Annotated in this window: 16 protein-coding genes and 1 pseudogene; 12 read left to right on the top strand and 5 right to left on the bottom strand. The window is 70.9% G+C overall.

Annotated features, from left to right (window positions below; genetic code table 11):
* Positions 1–203: 203 nt before the first annotated feature.
* From rimO to ACF1B9_RS31210, 5 genes and pseudogenes are all read left to right on the top strand, one after another.
* Entirely contained in the window at positions 204–1,688 is a 1,485-nt protein-coding gene (gene rimO / locus ACF1B9_RS31230) for a 30S ribosomal protein S12 methylthiotransferase RimO (protein WP_376284243.1), read from the top strand.
* Entirely contained in the window at positions 1,685–2,461 is a 777-nt protein-coding gene (gene pgsA, locus ACF1B9_RS31225; RefSeq protein WP_391744768.1) for a CDP-diacylglycerol--glycerol-3-phosphate 3-phosphatidyltransferase, read from the top strand. Before rimO ends, pgsA begins: the two co-directional genes overlap by 4 nt.
* Positions 2,458–2,967, top strand: a complete 510-nt coding sequence (locus tag ACF1B9_RS31220) for a CinA family protein (RefSeq protein WP_391744766.1) — start codon at positions 2,458–2,460, stop codon at positions 2,965–2,967. The genes pgsA and ACF1B9_RS31220 overlap by 4 nt, the downstream gene beginning before the upstream one ends.
* A 109-nt stretch (positions 2,968–3,076) precedes the next feature.
* On the top strand, positions 3,077–3,460 hold the full coding sequence (locus tag ACF1B9_RS31215) for a helix-turn-helix transcriptional regulator (RefSeq protein ID WP_351086112.1): 384 nt from the start codon (positions 3,077–3,079) through the stop codon (positions 3,458–3,460).
* Positions 3,461–4,107: 647 nt separating this feature from the next.
* Positions 4,108–4,308: pseudogene (locus ACF1B9_RS31210) on the top strand (hypothetical protein); the annotation flags it as partial.
* Positions 4,309–4,420: 112 nt separating this feature from the next.
* On the opposite strand, the gene ACF1B9_RS31205 reads toward ACF1B9_RS31210, so the two are convergent.
* The 3 genes from ACF1B9_RS31205 to ACF1B9_RS31195 form a co-directional block, all read right to left on the bottom strand.
* Positions 4,421–5,185, bottom strand: a complete 765-nt coding sequence (locus tag ACF1B9_RS31205; protein ID WP_391744764.1) for an SDR family NAD(P)-dependent oxidoreductase — start codon at positions 5,183–5,185, stop codon at positions 4,421–4,423.
* Between the two features lie 37 nt (positions 5,186–5,222).
* Positions 5,223–6,023, bottom strand: a complete 801-nt coding sequence (locus ACF1B9_RS31200; RefSeq protein WP_391744762.1) for a DNA-formamidopyrimidine glycosylase family protein — start codon at positions 6,021–6,023, stop codon at positions 5,223–5,225.
* A gap of 75 nt (positions 6,024–6,098) precedes the next feature.
* On the bottom strand, positions 6,099–10,754 hold the full coding sequence (locus ACF1B9_RS31195) for a DEAD/DEAH box helicase (RefSeq protein WP_391744761.1): 4,656 nt from the start codon (positions 10,752–10,754) through the stop codon (positions 6,099–6,101).
* A gap of 81 nt (positions 10,755–10,835) precedes the next feature.
* Here ACF1B9_RS31195 and ACF1B9_RS31190 point away from each other — a divergent pair, with 81 nt between their 5' ends.
* From ACF1B9_RS31190 to ACF1B9_RS31180, 3 genes are all read left to right on the top strand, one after another.
* Positions 10,836–11,702 carry an AraC family transcriptional regulator gene (locus ACF1B9_RS31190; protein WP_391744759.1) on the top strand — a complete coding sequence of 289 codons (867 nt, stop codon included), beginning with the start codon at positions 10,836–10,838 and terminating at the stop codon, positions 11,700–11,702.
* 64 nt (positions 11,703–11,766) lie between these two features.
* Positions 11,767–12,645, top strand: a complete 879-nt coding sequence (locus tag ACF1B9_RS31185; protein WP_391744757.1) for an AzlC family ABC transporter permease — start codon at positions 11,767–11,769, stop codon at positions 12,643–12,645.
* A complete protein-coding gene (locus tag ACF1B9_RS31180) occupies positions 12,642–12,947 on the top strand; it encodes an AzlD domain-containing protein (protein ID WP_391744756.1) in 306 nt (101 codons plus the stop codon). The genes ACF1B9_RS31185 and ACF1B9_RS31180 overlap by 4 nt, the downstream gene beginning before the upstream one ends.
* Before the next feature lie 44 nt (positions 12,948–12,991).
* On the opposite strand, the gene ACF1B9_RS31175 is transcribed toward ACF1B9_RS31180, so the two are convergent.
* Positions 12,992–13,906 carry a hypothetical protein gene (locus tag ACF1B9_RS31175; RefSeq protein ID WP_391744754.1) on the bottom strand — a complete coding sequence of 305 codons (915 nt, stop codon included), beginning with the start codon at positions 13,904–13,906 and terminating at the stop codon, positions 12,992–12,994.
* 79 nt (positions 13,907–13,985) lie between these two features.
* Here ACF1B9_RS31175 and ACF1B9_RS31170 point away from each other — a divergent pair, with 79 nt between their 5' ends.
* On the top strand, positions 13,986–14,180 hold the full coding sequence (locus ACF1B9_RS31170; RefSeq protein WP_391744752.1) for a DUF3046 domain-containing protein: 195 nt from the start codon (positions 13,986–13,988) through the stop codon (positions 14,178–14,180).
* A 295-nt stretch (positions 14,181–14,475) separates the two neighbouring features.
* Positions 14,476–15,648, top strand: coding sequence for an AI-2E family transporter (locus ACF1B9_RS31165; RefSeq protein WP_391744783.1), 1,173 nt, complete (start codon positions 14,476–14,478; stop codon positions 15,646–15,648).
* A gap of 100 nt (positions 15,649–15,748) precedes the next feature.
* Here the strand turns inward: ACF1B9_RS31165 and ACF1B9_RS31160 are convergent, their stop codons facing one another.
* Entirely contained in the window at positions 15,749–16,666 is a 918-nt protein-coding gene (locus ACF1B9_RS31160) for an aminoglycoside phosphotransferase family protein (protein WP_391744751.1), read from the bottom strand.
* Between the two features lie 332 nt (positions 16,667–16,998).
* On the opposite strand from ACF1B9_RS31160, the gene recA reads away from it, so the two are divergent.
* Positions 16,999–18,123: a recombinase RecA gene (recA, locus tag ACF1B9_RS31155; RefSeq protein WP_391744749.1), complete on the top strand. Its 1,125-nt coding sequence runs from the start codon at positions 16,999–17,001 to the stop codon at positions 18,121–18,123.
* Between the two features lie 3 nt (positions 18,124–18,126).
* The gene (gene recX, locus ACF1B9_RS31150) at positions 18,127–18,861 is read left to right on the top strand and encodes a recombination regulator RecX (protein ID WP_391744747.1); all 735 of its coding nucleotides are present in this window, start codon (positions 18,127–18,129) and stop codon (positions 18,859–18,861) included.
* Positions 18,862–19,352 lie beyond the last annotated feature (491 nt).

Raw genomic sequence — 19,352 nt, 5'->3', positions numbered from 1 at the left:
GCGGGGGGGGCGCTTGGGGTGGGGGGGGGGGGGGTTGGGGGGGGGGCGCGCCCCCCCCCCCCCCCCCCGGCGGGGGCGGGGGGGGCGGGGGGGGGGGGGGGGGGCCCGGGGCGCCGGCCCCCCCCCCCGCCCTCTCGTTGCTCGGTGTAACGGGGGAACCCTGCACGGCAGGGCGAGTGCTGGGACAAAGTAGTCTTGAGCCCATGCCCGAACGCCGTACCGTCGCCCTTGTCACTCTTGGCTGCGCCCGTAACGAGGTGGACTCGGAGGAGCTCGCAGGCCGCTTGGCAGCGGACGGCTGGGAGCTCGTCGAGGACGCCTCCGACGCGGATGTCGCCGTCGTCAACACCTGTGGATTCGTCGAGGCCGCCAAGAAGGACTCCGTCGACGCCCTCCTCGAAGCCAATGATCTGAAGGACCACGGCAGAACCCAGGCCGTGGTCGCCGTCGGCTGCATGGCCGAGCGCTACGGCAAGGACCTCGCCGAGGCCCTGCCCGAGGCGGACGGCGTCCTCGGATTCGACGACTACGCCGACATCTCGGACCGCCTCCAGACCATCCTCAACGGCGGCATCCACGCCTCGCACACCCCGCGCGACCGCAGAAAGCTCCTGCCGATCAGCCCGGCCGAGCGGCAGGACGCCGCAGTGGCCCTGCCAGGGCACGCGCAGGACGCCGCACCGGTCCCCGCACCCGCGGACCTCCCAGAGGGTGTCGCACCGGTCTCCGGACCGCGGGCGCCACTGCGCCGGCGGCTGGGCACCAGCCCCGTGGCCTCGGTGAAGCTCGCCTCGGGCTGCGATCGTCGCTGCTCGTTCTGCGCCATCCCGTCCTTCCGGGGCTCCTTCATCTCGCGGCGCCCCTCGGACGTGCTGGGGGAGACCCGCTGGCTGGCCGAGCAGGGCGTGAAGGAGGTCATGCTGGTCTCCGAGAACAACACCTCGTACGGCAAGGACCTCGGCGACATCCGGCTGCTGGAGACGCTGCTGCCGGAGCTCGCCGACGTCGAGGGGATCGAGCGGATCCGGGTCAGCTACCTGCAGCCCGCGGAGATGCGGCCGGGCCTCATCGACGTACTGACCTCGACCCCGAAGGTGGCGCCGTACTTCGACCTGTCCTTCCAGCACTCGGCTCCCACCGTGCTGCGGGCGATGCGGCGCTTCGGTGACACCGACCGCTTCCTGGAGCTTCTGGACACCATCCGCGGCAAGGCGCCGCAGGCCGGTGCGCGCTCCAACTTCATCGTGGGCTTCCCCGGCGAGACCGAGGAGGACCTGGCGGAGCTGGAACGCTTCCTCACCGGTGCCCGGCTCGACGCCATCGGCGTCTTCGGTTACTCCGACGAGGAGGGCACCGAGGCGGTCGGCTACGAGAACAAGCTGGACGCCGACGTCATCGCGGAGCGGCTCGCGCACATTTCGCAGCTGGCCGAGGAACTGACCTCGCAGCGTGCGGAGGAGCGCCTCGGGGAGACCCTGCAGGTGCTGGTCGAGTCCGTCGATCCCACCGAGGACGAGCCACGCGCGGTGGGGCGCGCGGCGCACCAGGCCCCCGAGACGGACGGCCAGGTCCTCTTCACCACACGCGAGGGCCTCGCGCCCGGCCGTATGGTCGAGGCAAAGGTGGTGGGCACCGAGGGAGTGGACCTGGTGGCCGAGTGTTCCGAGCTCGTGGAGGCGGCCAGATGACGGGAGTCCCGGCATCCGCGGCAGGCGGCTCCGGCGCGAAGCCGGTCCGCGGCGGCAAGCTGGGCAGTGCGGCCGTCAACCAGGCCGGCCTGTGGAACATCGCCAATCTGCTCACCATGCTGCGTCTGGCGCTGGTGCCGGGCTTCGTGATGCTGCTGCTGCACAACGGCGGTTACGACCCGGTCTGGCGGTCGTTCGCCTGGGCGGCGTTCGCCGTCGCCATGATCACCGACCTGTTCGACGGTCATCTCGCGCGCACGTACAACCTGGTCACCGACTTCGGAAAGATCGCCGACCCGATCGCGGACAAGGCGATCATGGGCGCGGCGCTGATCTGCCTGTCGTACCTCGGTGATCTGCCCTGGTGGGTCACGGGTGTGATCCTCTTCCGCGAGATCGGCATCACTTTGATGCGGTTCTGGGTGATACGGCATGCGGTGATTCCGGCCAGTCGTGGCGGAAAGATGAAGACTCTGGCGCAGGGGACGGCTGTCGGGATGTACGTCCTGGCGCTGACCGGTCCACTTGCCACCCTTCGCTTCTGGGTGATGGCGGTGGCTGTCGTGCTGACGGTCGTCACCGGGCTCGACTATGTGCGCCAGGCCGTCGTACTGCGGCGCAAGGGGCTCGCGGCCGAGAAGGCTGCTGGAGCGAAGGCCACCTCCGGGGCGTCCGAGGGAGCTGCCGGTTCCGGGGGAGCCGGGGCGTCCGAGGTGGCCGGCCCGGTCTCCGGGGCCTCCGGTGGCCGTGGTGCGGCGGAGACCGAGCGGTGACTGCCGCGGCCCGGGTGCTGGAGCTGCTGGAGGAACGCGGTGAGACCCTTGCCGTCGCCGAGTCGCTGACCGGCGGTCTGGTCGCGGCGGAGCTGACGTCCGTACCGGGTGCCTCCCGCTCCTTCCGCGGGTCCGTGACGGCGTACGCAACGCCCCTGAAGAGGGAATTGCTGGGTGTGGACGGTGGCCTCCTGGCGGAACGCGGCGCAGTCGACCCGGAGGTGGCGCGACAGATGGCGGCAGGCGTGCGCCGGGTTCTCGGTACAGACTGGGGTATAGCCACCACCGGGGTCGCGGGCCCCGAGTCACAGGACGGCAAGCCCGTCGGCACGGTCTATGTTGCGGTGGCCGGGCCGGACGGCGCGGAGCATGTGGCCGCGCTGCGATTGAACGGCGGGCGTGCGGACATCCGTAGAGAGAGCGTACGGGGCGTGCTCGCATTGCTCTGCGCCGAACTCGGCAAGAATGCAAGCGCACAGGATACGGAACAGAACGGGGGGAATTGATGTTTGCAGCCCTGAGTGAACACGACATCGCTCCCCGCACGGCCGCGGCGCAAGGCGGTACGGTGGGGCGTGAAGGATGCGGCTACGCGGTCCGAGGAGGGAGCCACCGATGATTCTGCTCCGTCGCCTGCTTGGTGACGTGCTGCGTCGGCAGCGCCAGCGCCAAGGCCGTACTCTGCGCGAAGTCTCCTCGTCCGCCCGAGTCTCGCTCGGCTATCTCTCCGAGGTGGAGCGGGGGCAGAAGGAGGCATCCTCCGAACTGCTCTCCGCTATTTGCGACGCGCTTGACGTACGGATGTCCGAGCTCATGCGTGAAGTGAGCGATGAGCTGTCGCTGGCCGAACTGGCCGAGTCGGCAGCAGCCGGCGATCAGGTGCCTGTGCCGGTACGTCCCATGCTCAATTCCGTCTCCGTGACGTCGGTCGCAGGTGTGCCGACGGGACGGGTGACCATCAAGGCGCCCGCGGAAGCGGTGGATGTCGTCGCCGCCTGACCCGCGCGGTCCGGTGTGAATCGGAGCCCCGGTCGGCCCCTCTGGGGTAGGCCGGGGCTTACGCATGTCCGGGCGATCCCGGGCGTGCACAGGCCCCGGTCGATGGGTTACGGGACAGTCCTCAGGCAGCGGACGGTGGAGTGTGTCAGTGCGTTCCTGGCTGACCGGATCGGCTCACCGATCTCCTCGATCCGCTCCCGCACGCGGCCGATCACCACCCCGAGGGCACCTGTCAGGGCCTTCGCCGTGTCCACGTAGGCACGCCTGGAGCCGGGATCATCCGGGCGGTGAGCGCCTGAACCGTTCGGAGCGGGACGTGCTTTCCCACCGGCACGCGGAGCATGCTTGCCGGGCCCCGTCCGAGGCGTGGGGCTCAGCGCTTCCGGGGCGTCGTTCGCTCTGGATGCGGTATGGGCACTACCGGGTGAGACTGCGGAGAGAAGGGCGTCGATCGGCGGGATCGCACAGCGGTTGCGCATCGGGCCCCCGCCGGGGAGTCTCCGGCAGAGGCAGGGCACAGCACGCTCGGGGAGTTCCAGGCGAGAGCGCACAACGGTATACGGCTGCGTGCTGCGCGCCGGTGGTGCACCGGTGCGCCCTCCCGCCGCGCGAGCGGACCGGACTAGGTTCGGCCGGAGGAGGCAGCCATGGTACGGCGGTGGGTACCGGCGCTCGTTCTCGGCGGGGCGTGGTGGTGGGCCGTGCTGCGGCTCGTGCTGGAACCGGCCCACGCGGGGCTTGTCGAGGGTGCGGTGGCGGCGGGCGGATGGGGGTTGAGCCTTCTGCCCGTGCATGCGGCCGCGACCGCCGGGTCCGCGGGGACCGGCGGGGCGGATGCGGACACGGGGCGGTGGTCCGGTGTCCCGGTACGGTGCGCGCGTTGGTGCTCCGCTGCCGGGACGCGGTACGCGGGTCGGTGGTCCGGCGCCGCGATACGGGGCGCCGACCGGGTTCGGCGGACTACCAGGGCATGGCTACGCCGCCGTTCGGGCGGAGGATCTGGCCGGTCATGAAGGCCGACGCGTCGGAGGCGAGATACAGCAGGGTGTGGGCGACGTCCTCGGCTTCGCCGACCCGGCCGAGCGGGGACATCCGCGCCATCGTGGTCTCCGCCCGGTGTTGCAGGTCCGCGTCGTGGCGGGCGGTCATGGGTGTACGGATCCAGCCCGGGGCGACGGCGTTGACGCGGATCGAATGAGGTCCCAGCTCGGTCGCCAGGGTCTTCGTCAGCTGGACGACCGCCGCTTTGGCCGCGCTGTAGCAGAGCAGTCCCGGGCTCGCGGCGTCGACCGCCCCCGAGGCCATGGTGATCAGCGAGCCGGGCGCGCCGCGCGCGATCATGCCGCGCGCCACTTCCTGGCAGGCGTACAGAACACCCTTGAAATTGACGGAGAGGACCCGGTCGAGGTCCTCGTCCGCGGTCTCCAGGACGCTGCTTGTGTGCATGATCCCGGCGACGGCAGCCAGTATGTCGAGGTCGCCCGCGGCGGCGACGGCGGCCCTGATCCGACTGCGGTCGGTGACGTCGAGGGCGTGTACGTGGGATGTGCCACCCGCTTCGGCGATCAGGTCCCGGGTTTCCAGCAGGCCCTTCTCGTCGCGGTCCGCGCAGTGCACGGTGGCGCCCGCTGCCGCGAGCAGGACGGCTCCGGCGCGGCCGATGCCGCCGGCCGCGCCGGTGATGAACGCGGAGCGGCCCGTGAGGTCGTACGCGGTGAGGGACATGACCGGGACGGTACGACTGGATCTGACGGATCGTCAACTAGTGTGTGGGGCCCGATTGGCAGCGTGGACACCAGTAGGCGGGTCGGGAGTCCTGGTCCGCCGTGCGGATGGGTGTGCCGCAGCGCAGACAAGGCCGGCCGGCCCTGCCGTAGACCCAGAGCCGTTCGTGCGGGCCGTGTCCGCGGGGTACGGCACCGGTGGTCGTGCGCATGGGGCGGTCACGGTTGGCTTCGAGGAGCTGTTTGGCCGTGGTGACGAGGCGGGCGGCGGTGGGGGCGACCAGGTCGCCGACGGGGAGCCAGGGGGTGACACGGGCGAGGAAGCAGAGCTCGGCCTTGTAGACGTTTCCGATTCCGGCCAGATTGCGCTGGTCCAGGAGGGCCTCACCGAGGGGGCGGGCGGGGTCGCTGAGCAGATTGCGCAGAGCGGTGTCGGGGTTCCAGTCGGGGCCCAGCAGATCGGGGCCGAGATGCCCGACCGCCTGATCCTCGTCGCGGGTGCGAAGGAGTTCGAGTACGGGCAGCCGGTAGCCGACGGCCGTGTGGTCCGTGTTGGCGAGGACGGCGCGGATCTGGTGGGCGGGGCCGCCGCGCCAGCGCTCACCAGGGGCGTAGACCCGCCAGGCGCCGTCCATCCGCAGATGGCTGTGGAGGGTGAGACCGCCCTCGACACGGGTGAGGAGATGTTTTCCGCGCGAAGCGACGTCCAGAACCGTCCGGCCGGTGAGGTCTGCGGTGGCGAACCGGGGGACGCGCAGGTCGGAGCGGGTGAGGATCCGGCCGGCCAGCGCGGTGCGCAGACGTCCGGCGGTCTGCAGGACGGTGTCTCCTTCGGGCATGCCTCCATGATGCGGGGTGCGGGACGGCGGGGCGCGAGGTGAACGGAGCGCTGGGGGCGCGAGGTGTGCGGCGGTTCAGGCGCGCAGGCGGAGTCCTCTCGGCGTGGCCAGGAAGCCGGCCGCCTCCAATGTGCGGCCGAGGTGAGAGGTCAGGGACGAGGCGCCGTTGGTGCGCTCCACCGTGACCGTGCCGAGCGCCCCCGCTCGGGCGGCTGCCGCCAGCGCCGCGGCTGCCGCGAGAAGCGTCGGATCCTCCGGATCGGTGGGCCAGGCCAGCAGCGTCTTGCCGCCGCGCTCCATGTACATCGTCAGCTCGCCGTCCACCAGCACCACCAGGGCGCCGGCCTTGCGGCCCGGCTTGTGCCCGGCGCCGTCCGGCGGCTCGGGCCAGGGCAGCGCCGCGCCGTAGGCATTGGCCGGGTCCGCCGCGGCGAGAACCAAGGCGTGGGGGGCGGCGCCCGGTTCCGTACGGTCGTGTGCGGTGGAAATGGCACGCAGCCGGTCGACCGCCCCGTCCATCGCGAACTGGGCCGCTCCCAGGCCCTCGACGACGTAGCCGCGCCGGGCCTGCCCGTTGTCCTCGAAGGCGGAGAGGACGCGGTACGTGGCGGAGAAGCCGCCCTCGACACCCTCGGCCTGGACCGCACCGCGGGTCACCACCCCGTGACGGTCGAGGAGGGTGCGGGCCAGGGCGTGCGCACGGTGCGTGGGGTCGGGTTCGACGGCGGGGAGCAGGGACCAGCGGCCCGAGACGGTCGGAGGGCCGGTGCGGGACGCGGGCCGGGCGGCGGCGGTGAGCGAGCCGTAACGCCCGCGCGGCACGTTCCGTCTGGCGCGGTGGGCGGTCGACCCCGCCGTGCGACCGGAGCCGAGGAGCGAACGCAGCGGGGCGAGTGTGTCATTGGTGAGCCGGCCCGACCAGGCCAGGTCCCATACGGCGTCCGCCAGTTGCGGATCGGTGCAGTCCGGGTGCGTGGTGGCGCGGACCTGATCGGAGATCTGCCGGAAGAACAGTCCGTAGCCACCGCTCAGGGCGGTCAGGACGGATGCGTGCAACGCGCTGAGTTCGAGCGGGTGCGGCGGTGGGAGGAGCAGAGGTGCGCTGTCGGCAAGGTAGAGGGAGAGCCAGCCGTCCTTTCCGGGAAGGGCACCCGCCCCGGCCCAGACGACCTCTCCGGTGGTGGTCAGCTCGTCCAGCAGCGCGGGGGTGTAGCCCGCGACCCGGCTCGGCAGGATCAGCTTCTCCAGAGCCGACGCGGGGACGGGCGCGCCCTGCAACTGCTCGATGGCGCGGGCCAGTCCGTCGATTCCGCGCAGGCTGTTGTTGCCGAGGTGCTGCCACTGCGGAAGGAATCCGGCGAGGGCGGTCGGCGGGACCGGCTCCAGCTCGTGGCGGAGCGCGGCGAGCGAGCGGCGGCGCAGCCGGCGCAGCACGGTCGCGTCGCACCACTCCTGACCGATGCCGGCGGGGTGGAACTCGCCCTGCACGATCCTGCCGGTCGCGGCGAGGCGCTGCAGTGCGCCGTCCGTGACAGCCGTGCCGAGGCCGAAACGTGCGGCGGCCTCGGTGGAGGTGAACGGTCCGTGCGTACGGGCGTACCGGGCGAGGAGATCACCGAGGGGGTCCTTCACCGGTTCGGTGAAGGCCTCGGGCACGCCGACCGGGAGGGCGGTGCCCAGCGCGTCGCGCAGCCGTCCCGCGTCCTCGATCGCGGCCCAGTGGTCCGCTCCGCCGATCCGGACCCGGATGGCCCGGCGGGCGGCGGAGAGCTCCGGAGCCCATGGTGGCCGGGCGCCGCGCTCGACCAACTCCGCTTCGGTGAGCGGGCCGAGAACGCGGAGGAGATCGGCCACCCCCTCGACGTCCTTGACCCGGCGGTCCTCGGTCAGCCACTGGAGCTCCTGCTCCAGCTCGGTCAGGACATCGGCGTCCAGCAGCTCGCGCAGCTCGGCCTGGCCGAGGAGTTCGGCCAGGAGGTGGGAGTCGAGGGAGAGCGCGGCGGCCCGCCGTTCGGCGAGGGGCGAGTCGCCCTCGTACAGGAACTGGGCGACATAGCCGAACAGGAGCGAGCGGGCGAAGGGCGAGGGCTCCGGGGTGGTCACCTCGACCAGCCGGACCCGACGGGCTTCGAGGTCACCCATGAGTTCCGTGAGCCCGGGGACGTCGAAGACGTCCTGGAGGCATTCGCGGACCGCTTCCAGGACGATCGGGAACGAGCCGAACTCGGAAGCGACTTGGAGCAGTTGCGCGGCGCGCTGCCGCTGTTGCCAGAGCGGGGTGCGCTTGCCGGGGCTGCGTCGCGGCAGCAACAGGGCTCGCGCCGCGCACTCGCGAAACCGTGAGGCGAACAACGCTGATCCGCCTACCTGGTCGGTGACGATCTGACCGATCTCACCCTGGTCGAAGGTCACGTCCCCGGCGCCGACAGGCGGCTGCTCGCTGTCGTACGAAGGGCCCGGCAGCGGTACCGGATGCCGGACCGGGTCCCGCACCGGATCGAAGTCCAGGAGGTCCAGGCCCATCAGGTCCGCGTCGGGCAGTCGCAGCACTATGCCGTCGTCGGCATGCATCACCTGGGCATCCATGCCGTACCGCTCGGCGAGGCGGGCGTTCAGCGCCAGCGCCCAGGGGGCGTGCACCTGCGCGCCGAACGGGGAGTGCACGACGACCCGCCAGTCACCCAGCTCGTCACGGAAACGCTCGACGAGGATGGTCCGGTCGTCCGGCACATGACCACAGGCGCGGCGCTGTTCGTCGATGTAGGACAAGGTGTTGTCGGCGGCCCAGGCGTCGAGACCGGCGGCGAGCAGGCGCTGCCGGGCATCCTCCGGAGACATCCCGCCGATTTCCCGGAGGAACGCACCCAGCGCACGTCCCAGCTCCAGCGGACGGCCCAGCTGGTCGCCCTTCCAGAACGGCAGCCGGCCCGGAACGCCGGGGGCGGGAGACACCAGGACCCGGTCGCGGGTGATGTCCTCGATCCGCCAGGACGTGGTGCCCAGCGTGAAGACGTCGCCGACTCTGGACTCGTACACCATCTCCTCGTCCAGCTCACCGACCCGGCCACCGCCCTTCTTGGGGTCGGCACCGGCGAGAAAGACCCCGAAGAGCCCACGGTCGGGGATGGTCCCCCCGGAGGTGACGGCGAGCCGCTGGGCACCGGGACGGCCCGTGACCGTACCGGCCACCCGGTCCCAGACCACACGCGGGCGCAGTTCGGCGAAGGCGTCGGACGGATAGCGGCCGGCGAGCATGTCCAGCACGGCGGTGAACGCCGACTCGGGCAGGGACGCGAAGGGGGCGGCACGACGCGTCAAGGCCAGCAGTTCGTCCACCTGCCAGCTGTCCAGGGCGACCATGGCGACGAGCTGCTGGGCCAGCACGTCCAGCGGGTTGGACGGGATACGGAGTGCCTCGATGGAGCCCTCGCGCATCCGCTCGGTGACCACGGCCGCCTGCACCAGATCGCCCCGGTACTTCGGGAAGACCACGCCGGTGGAGACCGCACCGACCTGATGCCCGGCCCGGCCGACCCGTTGCAGACCGGAGGCCACCGACGGCGGCGACTCCACCTGGATCACCAGATCGACCGCTCCCATGTCGATGCCCAGCTCCAGACTGGAGGTGGCGACCACGGCTGGCAGCCGCCCCGCCTTGAGGTCCTCCTCGACCTGGGCGCGCTGTTCCTTGGAGACCGAGCCGTGGTGGGCGCGGGCGAGCAGCGCGGGAGCGCCCTTCGCCGCGCCGGACTCGGCCATGATCTCGGCGGGGGAGTGGGCCTCGGCGATCGTCTCACCGGTGAGCCGCTCGTACGCGATCTCGTTGAGCCGGTTGCACAGCCGCTCCGCGAGGCGGCGGGAATTGGCGAAGACGATCGTGGAGCGATGCTCCTGAACGAGGTCGACGATGCGTTCCTCGACATGGGGCCAGATCGACGGCTTGTCCGCCTGGCCCGCCTGGTCGGTGTCGGTGGTGGGCGAGCCGCCGAGTTCGCCCAGATCCTCGACCGGCACGACCACCGACAGGTCGAACCGCTTGGTGGACGGTGGCTGGACGATCTCCACCTTCCGCTGCGGTGAGAGGAATCGCGCGACCTCGTCGACCGGACGCACCGTCGCCGACAGCCCGATCCGACGGGCGGGCCGCGGAAGCAGTTCGTCGAGACGCTCCAGCGATACGGCGAGGTGCGCGCCCCGCTTCGTCCCCGCCACGGCATGCACCTCGTCGAGGATCACCGTCTCGATGCCGGACAGCGCCTCCCGGGCCGAGGAGGTCAGCATCAGGAACAGCGATTCGGGCGTGGTGATCAGGATGTCCGGCGGCCGGGTCGCCATCGAACGACGCTCGGCGGCGGGTGTGTCGCCGGAGCGGATTCCCACGCGAACCTCGGGCTCGGGCAGCCCCAGCCGCATCGACTCCTGGCGGATGCCGGTCAGCGGTGAGCGGAGATTGCGCTCGACATCGACCGCGAGGGCCTTGAGCGGCGACACGTACAGCACACGGCAGCGCTTCTTCGCCTCGGCGGGCGGCGGGACGGACGCCAGCCCGTCCAGCGCGGCGAGAAACGCGGCCAGGGTCTTGCCGGAGCCGGTGGGCGCGACGACCAGCACGTCCGAGCCCTCGCCGATCGCGCGCCAGGCGCCTTCCTGCGCGGCGGTGGGCGCGCTGAAGGCACCCGCGAACCAGCCGCGGGTCGCGGGGGAGAACGAATCGAGCGCAGAGCCGGCCATGTCCCCCATCGTGCACCCCGCCACTGACAACGGCCGTGACGGCCACCGTCGACCGTGTCCGGGGCCTGCGAGAATTCGCCCATGGGAGCCGGACCGGAGCCGGGATCGGGGGAGTGGGCGAGGTACTGGCAGCACGCGGAGCTGCCCGGCCTCGATCTGCTGCGTGCCCGGTACGTGCGCCACACCTTCCCGCGCCACAGCCACGAGGGTTATGTCCTCGGCACCATCACGCGCGGGGTGGAGGACGTCGGGCTGCCGGGCGGCACCGTCCACGCGGGCCCCGGAGTCGTCGTCATGATCAATCCGGAGGTGCCGCACACCGCCCGCGCGGGTGTTCCCGAGGGCTGGGTGTACGCCACGCTGTACCCGTCCGCGCGGGTGATCAACGACATCGCGGCCGATACGACGAGCCTGCGCGGCACGGTCGGTTTCGCCGAGACCAGCGTCGTGGACGCGTACGCGGCCCGGCTGATCGGCGAGGTCCACCGGGCCGCGGAGGAGGGCAACGCGCTGGCCGCCGACACCGTGCTGCGGGTCATGGTCGCGCGGCTGCTCAGCCGGCACGGCGGCGCGCTGCCCGCCCGCGCGCCCCGCTCGGCCGGTGCCCGCGACGCCGCGCGGGCCCGCGCGCTGCTGGAGCACCGGATGGCGCGGCCGCCCACGCTGGCCGCGCTGGCCGCGGAACTCGGCACCAGCCCGTTCGCGCTGCTGAGAGCCTTCAAGAAGCAGTACGGGATGCCCCCGCACGCTTGGCTGACCGATGCCCGTGTGCGGGCCGCACGCCGGATGCTCGACGAGGGAAGGGCGCCCGCGGAGGCGGCCGCCGAGGTCGGCTTCACCGATCAGCCGCATCTCAATCGTCATTTCACCCGGATCGTGGGGGTGCCACCCGGCGCGTACCAGCGCGAACGTGCGAGAACGAACCAGCGCGAACGTGCAAGGACGTAGAACCAGCGCGAACGTGCAAGAACGTACAAGACCGGTCCGGATCTGCCCCCGTAACGTTCCGGGCGTGGCAGAACAGACAACATTTCCAGAGGGCGTCGGCAGAGCAGTCGGCCTGCCCCACGGGAGCCCGGCCCTCCCCGGGGCGCAGCCGGACGTGGCCGCGACGAAGCCGGACGCGGCCGTGGTGCGCGACGCACTCGGGGTCGGCATAGCCGTCGGACTCTCCGGTTTCGCGTTCGGCGTGACCTCGGCAGGCTCCGGACTGAGCCTGCTGCAGACCTGTGCGCTCAGCCTCGCCGTCTTCACCGGCGCCTCGCAGTTCGCCCTCGTGGGCGCTCTCGCCGCGGGCGGCAATCCGTACACCGCGGCGGCCGGGGCCTTCTTCCTCGGCGTACGCAACTCGTTCTACGGCCTGCGGCTGTCGCAGCTTCTCGCGCTTCCGCGCACGCTCCGTCCCTTTGCCGCTCAGTGGGTCATCGACGAGACCACTGCCGTGACCCTGCCGCAGCCCACCCGGCGGGCCGCACGGATCGGTTTCGCCGTCACCGGACTCACCCTCTACGCCTTGTGGAACCTGACGACGCTGCTGGGGGCCCTCGGTGCCAAGACGCTCGGCGACACCGACGCCTGGGGGCTGGACGCGGCGTCGCCCGCGGTCTTCCTCGCTCTGCTCGCGCCGATGCTCAAGAGCACGACGGAGCGCATCACCGCCGCCGTCGCGGTCCTGCTCGCGCTCGGACTGCTGCCCGTACTGCCCGCAGGTGTCCCCGTCCTGCTGTCCGCACTCGCCGCACCCGCCGTCCTCTTCCTGGGCGGGCGCCGGAACGGAACGAACGGGAGCCGGGCCACGACGCGGACGAACACGGCGGACTCGGCGACGGCGGACTCATCCACGATGAAGACGACAACTGCGGACACGACCACGGCGGAGGAGAACCGATGAACGTCTGGATCGCCATCGCGCTGACCGCCGTCGGCTGCTACCTCGCCAAACTGCTCGGACTCCTGGTGCCCGCCGGTGTCCTGGAACGTCCGCTCGTACAGCGGCTCGCCGCGCTCCTGCCCGTGGCACTGCTGGCCGCCCTCACCGCGCAGCAGACGTTCGGAGCCGGCCAGCACCTGATGCTCGACGCCAGGGGCGCGGGGCTTGCCGCGGCAGCGCTCGCACTCGTCCTTCGCGCGCCCTTCCTCGTGGTGGTGGGGGCCGCCGTGGTCGTCACCGCGGGGATACGCGCCCTCGGTTAGACACCGCGGTCGGGCTCGCGCTTCTCGATTCGCCGCTCCCCGTCTCAGCCGAGACTGCGTCCATGAGCCCGCAGTGTCATGAGCGCCTTGAGCGTCACGATGGGGCGTCCCTCCAGAGCCGTTCCCGGCGCCCACTGCCGCCAGTTCACCGGCCAGCCGCCGTCCGCCTGCTGCTCGGCCGCGAGATGGTCGAGCGAGCGCTCCAACTCCTCGTCCGTGAACCAGCGGCGGGCGAGCGAGTCGGGTGTACGGGCGTAGTCGTACGGGAAGTGCTGCTCGGCCGGTGCGTATCCGGCCGCCACCGGGTACTCCGCGCGCCGCTGCGGATCGAGCACGGCGAGCCGCTGGTCCCGCACCAGCCGGCCGAGCCGGTCGGCCGCAGCCTCCGCACGGGCCCGGTCCGGAGCGCCGTCCAGAAAGGCGATCGCCGCCTCGATCTCATATGGATGCGACCGGTCCAGGGCGTCGATCGCGGCCCAGCAGAAATCGGTGGCCCGGAACAGCCAGGCATGCCACACCGCGTTGCGGTGCAGAAGCCCGACGACAGGGCCGGTGGCCAGCAGTTCCGCGGGCGGGTCGTCGAGGATCGGGATGAACGGCGCGGCCGGATAGCCGCGCTGCGAGGGCAGGAGAGCAGGCAGCGCCCCCTCCTTGGTGGACACCTCGGTCAGGAAGCGGCAGATCTGCTCCACCCGGATCCCGCCGCAGCGGCCGATGGAATCGAGGACGTTGAGCGCGTGCGCGATGTGCAGCGGCTGACTGACGGGGCCGCGCAGATCGGGTTCGAGCGCGTGCCCGTACCCGCCGTCCTCGTTCAGATAGGCGGCGAGCGCCGTTTCCACGGCATCCGCACTTCCTTCCAGGAAGTGATGGGCGAACCGCCGCTGTTCTAGGACACGGGCCGTGAGCCAAATGAACTGCTCGGCACGGTTGAGGGGACTTGTTCCGGTTCCAGCCATGGACCGACCGTAGGGCGGTAAGCGCTCTCGGCGAGACGTAGCGGCCCGGCTGCACTCTCAGGAGCGGGATACTGAGGTCATGCGGTTGACGATTTTCTGGGAACGGATGGCGGACCACTTCGGAGCGGGTTACGCCGATTCCTTCGCGCGCGATCATGTGATGGCCGAGCTGGGCGGACGGACGGTGCACCAGGCGCTGGCCGCGGGCTGGGACGCCAAGGATGTCTGGCGCGGTGTCTGTGCGGCGGTCGACATTCCCTCCGACAAGCGCTGATCCCGGCCGGTCCCATCGTTCCCGCCGACGAACGCCGACCCCTGCCGGTCCGGTCGCACCCGCCGACGAACGTCGACCCCGGCCGGTCCGGTCGCACCCGCCGACAAGGGCTGATTTCCGGCTCGTCAGCAGCCGGACCTGTGCTGTTGTCCGGGGTGGGCCGCTGCTTGTCACTGCCGTAGGCGAGACTGGAGCCGTGTCACCGACAGACGAGACAGCCCAGACCCAGACGACTTTCACCCAGCCCGCCCCGTCCGCCTCGCCGGTCGCGCCGTCCGGCAATGGGCCGACCCGTATGCCCGCATGGCTTCCGCGTGCCATGGTGCTCGCCCTGACGCTCTATGCCTGTTTCCAGCTCGGCAGCTGGGCGTTCGACCAGCTCATCGGGCTGCTGATCAACGTGCTGATCGCGTTCTTCCTGGCGCTCGCCATCGAGCCCGCGGTGAGCCGGATGGCGGCGCGCGGCTTGCGCCGCGGCATGGCCACCTTCCTGGTCTTTCTTGTCGTAATGACAGCCTGTGCCGGTTTTGTCGTACTGCTCGGTTCCATGCTCGCGGGCCAGATAGTCGACATGGTCGAGGAGTTCCCGAAGTATCTGGACTCGGTGATCAACTGGGTCAACCAGAACTTCCACACCGAGCTCTCCCGGGTCGAGGTCCAGGACAGCCTGCTGCACTCGGACTGGCTGCAGAAGTACGTCCAGAACAGCGCGACCGGGGTGCTCGACATCTCCACCACCGTGCTCGGAGGGTTGTTCCGTCTTCTGACGATCTTCCTGTTCTCGTTCTACTTCGCCGCCGACGGCCCCAGGCTGCGGCGTGCCCTGTGCTCCGTACTGCCGCCCGCCCGGCAGGCCGAGGTCCTGCGGGCCTGGGAGATCGCGGTCGACAAGACCGGTGGCTATCTCTACTCGCGCAGCCTGATGGCACTCATCTCCGGGATCGCGCACTACATCCTGCTGGTGATCCTCGGCGTTCCGTACGCACCCGCGCTCGCCATCTGGGTCGGACTGGTCTCCCAGTTCATCCCCACGATCGGTACGTATCTCGCAGGCGCCCTGCCGATGCTGATCGCGTTCACCGTCGACCCCTGGTACGCCGTGTGGGTGCTCGGCTTCGTCGTGGTCTACCAGCAGTTCGAGAACTACGCGCTGCAGCCCAAGCTCACCGCCAAGACCGTCGACATCCATCCGGCGGTCGCCTTCGGATCGGTCATCGCGGGCACGGCGTTGATGGGCGCTGTGGGCGCGCTGATCGCGATTCCGGCCGTCGCCACGCTCCAGGCGTTCCTCGGTGCCTACGTGAAGCGGTACGACGTGACGGACGACCCGCGGGTGCACGGCCGCCACCAGCAGCGTGGCGGGACGGTGCTCGCACGGCTGCGCCGTTCCCTGGGGGCCGCCGAGAGCGATGAGGCCCGGGGCGGACCGGGCAGGGCCGGGACACCGGAGGAACCGGAGCGTGCCTGACCGCCTCGGTGGGCGGGGCCGCTTCAGCGACTTCTCGTCGTCGCGGCCGGCGACCCTTGGTCAGCCCTGATCGTCAAGGCAGGCACGTGGCGTCGATCGATCAGCGTTCTGCCGTTGCGATGAGGCGTTGCAGCGTGGCGTGGGCGGGTGGGCCCCAGGTGGGCTTGCCTCCGGGGCGGCCGTGGACGCCGGCGTCTGCGATGAGTATGCAGGCGAGGGCGCGCAGGACCGCCCAACCGCGGGCGCGACGCAAGGTCGCGGCGTCCGGGGTCGGCTGGTAGGCCTCATAGAAGCGGTCGGCGGCGCCGTCCGGCAGCAGTACCCAAGGGGCGGCGAGGTCGCAGGCCGGATCGCCTGCGAAGAGGTCGCCGAAGTCGATCACGCCGCAGAAGGTGCCGTCCGCGGTGAGAACGTTGGCCGGATGCAGGTCGCCATGGAGCCACAGAGCTGGGCCCGCCCAGTCGGGCGCGGCGGCGGCGTCCTCCCAGACCGCGCGGACGGTGTCCGGGTCGGGGATCAGCCCCAGCTCGGTGGCCGAGGCCAGCATCGCGGCGAACCCCTCGGCATGGTCGGCCGGCGACCCCCCGCGATCACGACCTGCGGGCGCCCCGGTGGGAGCAGGTCGGTGAAGAGCCGTCAGAAAAGCGGCCAGGGTGTCGGCCGCCTCCGCGGCGCGCGTGGCGGGGGCGCGGTCGGCGGGCTCGCCCGGCACCCACGTGGTGACGATCCAGGGTCGCGGGAACCGCTCGGAGGGCTCGCCGAGGCGCTGCGGGACGGGGACCGGCAGAGGAAGCTGCGGGGCGAGGGAGGGCAGCCAGGCATACTCCTTGCGTAGGAGCGCGTCCGCGGACAGCGTCGCCCAGGGCAACCGGACGGCGAGGTCGTCGCCGAGCCGCCACAGCTGGTTGTCCCAACCACGCGCGCCGAGCTTCACGGGGTGATCGGCCAGGTCAGGGTGCTGGTCACGCAGCAGGTCCCGGACCAGCTCCGCTGTGATCTCGATCTCGGTACGGGTCATGCGGAGCAACGGTAGCCGGACGGTGATCCACCGTTGGTGACGCCCAGCACTCCGTGCCGCTCAACTTTCGACGGCACGAACTCACGATCATCAGCCTTCGACGGCAAAGACCTCGGTGGCGCAGGACAGCGACACTTGAGGGGCGGTTCGGTCCGGCGCGGTGCGCTTGACACTAAAATCGAACATCCATTCTTATGGGATTCCGGCCGGGTTTTCCCGGGCCCGACCGTGGAGTTGTCCACAGGCCGGGAGGACGTCGAGGCCCATTGTCAGTGGCAGGGGTTAGCGTCTTTGACGTGAAGCGATCGACTCAAGCAAATCGGGTGGAACCCATGGCAGGAACCGACCGCGAGAAGGCGCTGGACGCCGCACTCGCACAGATTGAACGGCAATTCGGCAAGGGCGCGGTGATGCGCCTCGGTGAGCGGCCGAACGAGCCGATCGAGGTGATCCCCACCGGGTCGACCGCCCTCGATGTGGCCCTCGGCGTCGGCGGTCTGCCGCGCGGCCGTGTGGTGGAGGTGTACGGACCGGAGTCCTCCGGTAAGACGACGCTGACGCTGCACGCGGTGGCGAACGCGCAGAAGCTCGGCGGCTCGGTGGCCTTCATCGACGCGGAGCACGCCCTCGACCCCGAGTACGCGAAGAAGCTCGGCGTCGACATCGACAGCCTCATCCTGTCCCAGCCGGACAACGGTGAGCAGGCTCTCGAAATCGTGGACATGCTGGTTCGTTCCGGCGCCCTCGATCTGATCGTCATCGACTCCGTCGCGGCGCTCGTGCCGCGTGCGGAGATCGAGGGCGAGATGGGCGATTCGCACGTGGGTCTGCAGGCCCGCCTGATGAGCCAGGCGCTCCGCAAGATCACCAGCGCGCTCAACCAGTCCAAGACCACCGCGATCTTCATCAACCAGCTCCGCGAGAAGATCGGTGTGATGTTCGGCTCGCCCGAGACCACGACCGGTGGCCGGGCGCTCAAGTTCTACGCCTCGGTGCGCCTCGACATCCGACGGATCGAGACGCTGAAGGACGGCACCGACGCCGTCGGCAACCGCACCCGTGTCAAGGTCGTGAAGAACAAGGTCGCGCCGCCCTTCAAGCAGGCCGAGTTCGACATCCTCTACGGCCAGGGCATCAGCCGCGAGGGTGGCCTGATCGACATGGGTGTGGAGCACGGCTTCGTCCGCAAGGCGGGCGCCTGGTACACGTACGAGGGCGACCAGCTCGGCCAGGGCAAGGAGAACGCCCGCAACTTCCTCAAGGACAACCCCGATCTCGCCAACGAGATCGAGAAGAAGATCCTTGAGAAGCTCGGGGTCGGCGTCAGGCCGGATGCCGATGCCGGCGAAGCCGGTGCGGATGCGGCGGGCGGTGCTGCGGCTCCGGCCGACAGCGCGAAGTCGGTGCCCGCTCCGGCCGGCAAGACCAAGCCGGCCAAGGCTGCGGCCAAGAGCTAGACCGTGACGCGTCGTACGGAATGGCCGGTCAGCGCCCATGGCCATGGCGCCGGTACCGGTCCCGAATTCGCCGTCACGAGACACACGACCGAGTCCGAAGGCGGGTACGAGCCGGAGGCCGGTCCAGGCCGTGGCACCGGCTCGGACGCCGGATTCGGTGAGGGGGCGGGGCGTCGTGCCCGCTCCCGCTCCAGGAGCAGCGGCTCCCCTTCCTCGTCGAGGGCCGAGAAGGGGGAGCCGCGAGACCCGGTCGAGCAGGCGCGCAACATCTGTCTGCGGCTGCTCACCGGGACCCCACGCACCCGAAAGCAACTCGCGGATGCCTTGCGCAAGCGGGAGATCCCGGATGAGGCGGCCGAAGAAGTGCTGTCGCGCTTCGAGGACGTCGGGTTGATCGACGATGCCGCTTTCGCGGACGCCTGGGTGGAGTCCCGGCATCACGGACGAGGGCTGGCGCGCCGCGCGCTCGTCCGTGAACTGCGTACCAAGGGGGTGGACTCCGCCGTCATCGACGAGGCGGTCGGGCAGCTCGACTCCGAGCAGGAGGAGGAGACGGCCCGTGAGCTGGTCGCGCGCAAGCTGCGCTCTACTCGCGGCCTGGACCGGGACAAGCGGCTGCGCCGACTCGCGGGCATGCTCGCGCGCAAGGGATACGGGGAAGGCATGGCCTTGCGCGTGGTGCGGCAGGTGCTGGAGGAGGAGGGCGAGGACACGGAGGGCTTGGACGAGCCGTTCTGAACGGCGGCCCGTACCGCGCGATGAATGTGCGGGAACCATGACACGGGACTGACGGGGTACACGGGGCGCACGGGGTGCTTGGACCGTCCGGGTTCCTTCATGGCGACGAGGCGCGGGCGGGGGACAGTGGAAGGCGCATTGCCGGGCACGGCCAGTCGTGCAGGACCGGAGCCTGGGACTGGTGTGTGCGAGCAGGGCTTGTCGTGTGGGACCGGAGCCTGTCGTTACGGGGATCGAGGCCGGGCGTACGGTTCCGGAGTTCGGCGTTGTGCATCCGCTCCCTCTCCGATCCGCGGCTGAGCCCGGGGCGGACGGTCCCGGAGGCCGCCCCTGCGGGGTCGGGGACACGGGCGTGACCGGAACGATGGAAGCTGCTCGCGGGAAGCAGCCCGCGCCGGCCCCGTACGAGAGGGCCCGTCAGCGTCGATCTCGGGAGCGCCAGGCGGATGAGGCGGTGGGAGACGGCCCGTGTCCGCTCCGGCCGGGGTGGA

The sequence above is a fragment of the Streptomyces sp. NPDC014727 genome (assembly GCF_043083485.1).
Lineage (GTDB): Bacteria > Actinomycetota > Actinomycetes > Streptomycetales > Streptomycetaceae > Streptomyces.
This window is presented reverse-complemented; position numbering and strand designations above follow the sequence as displayed.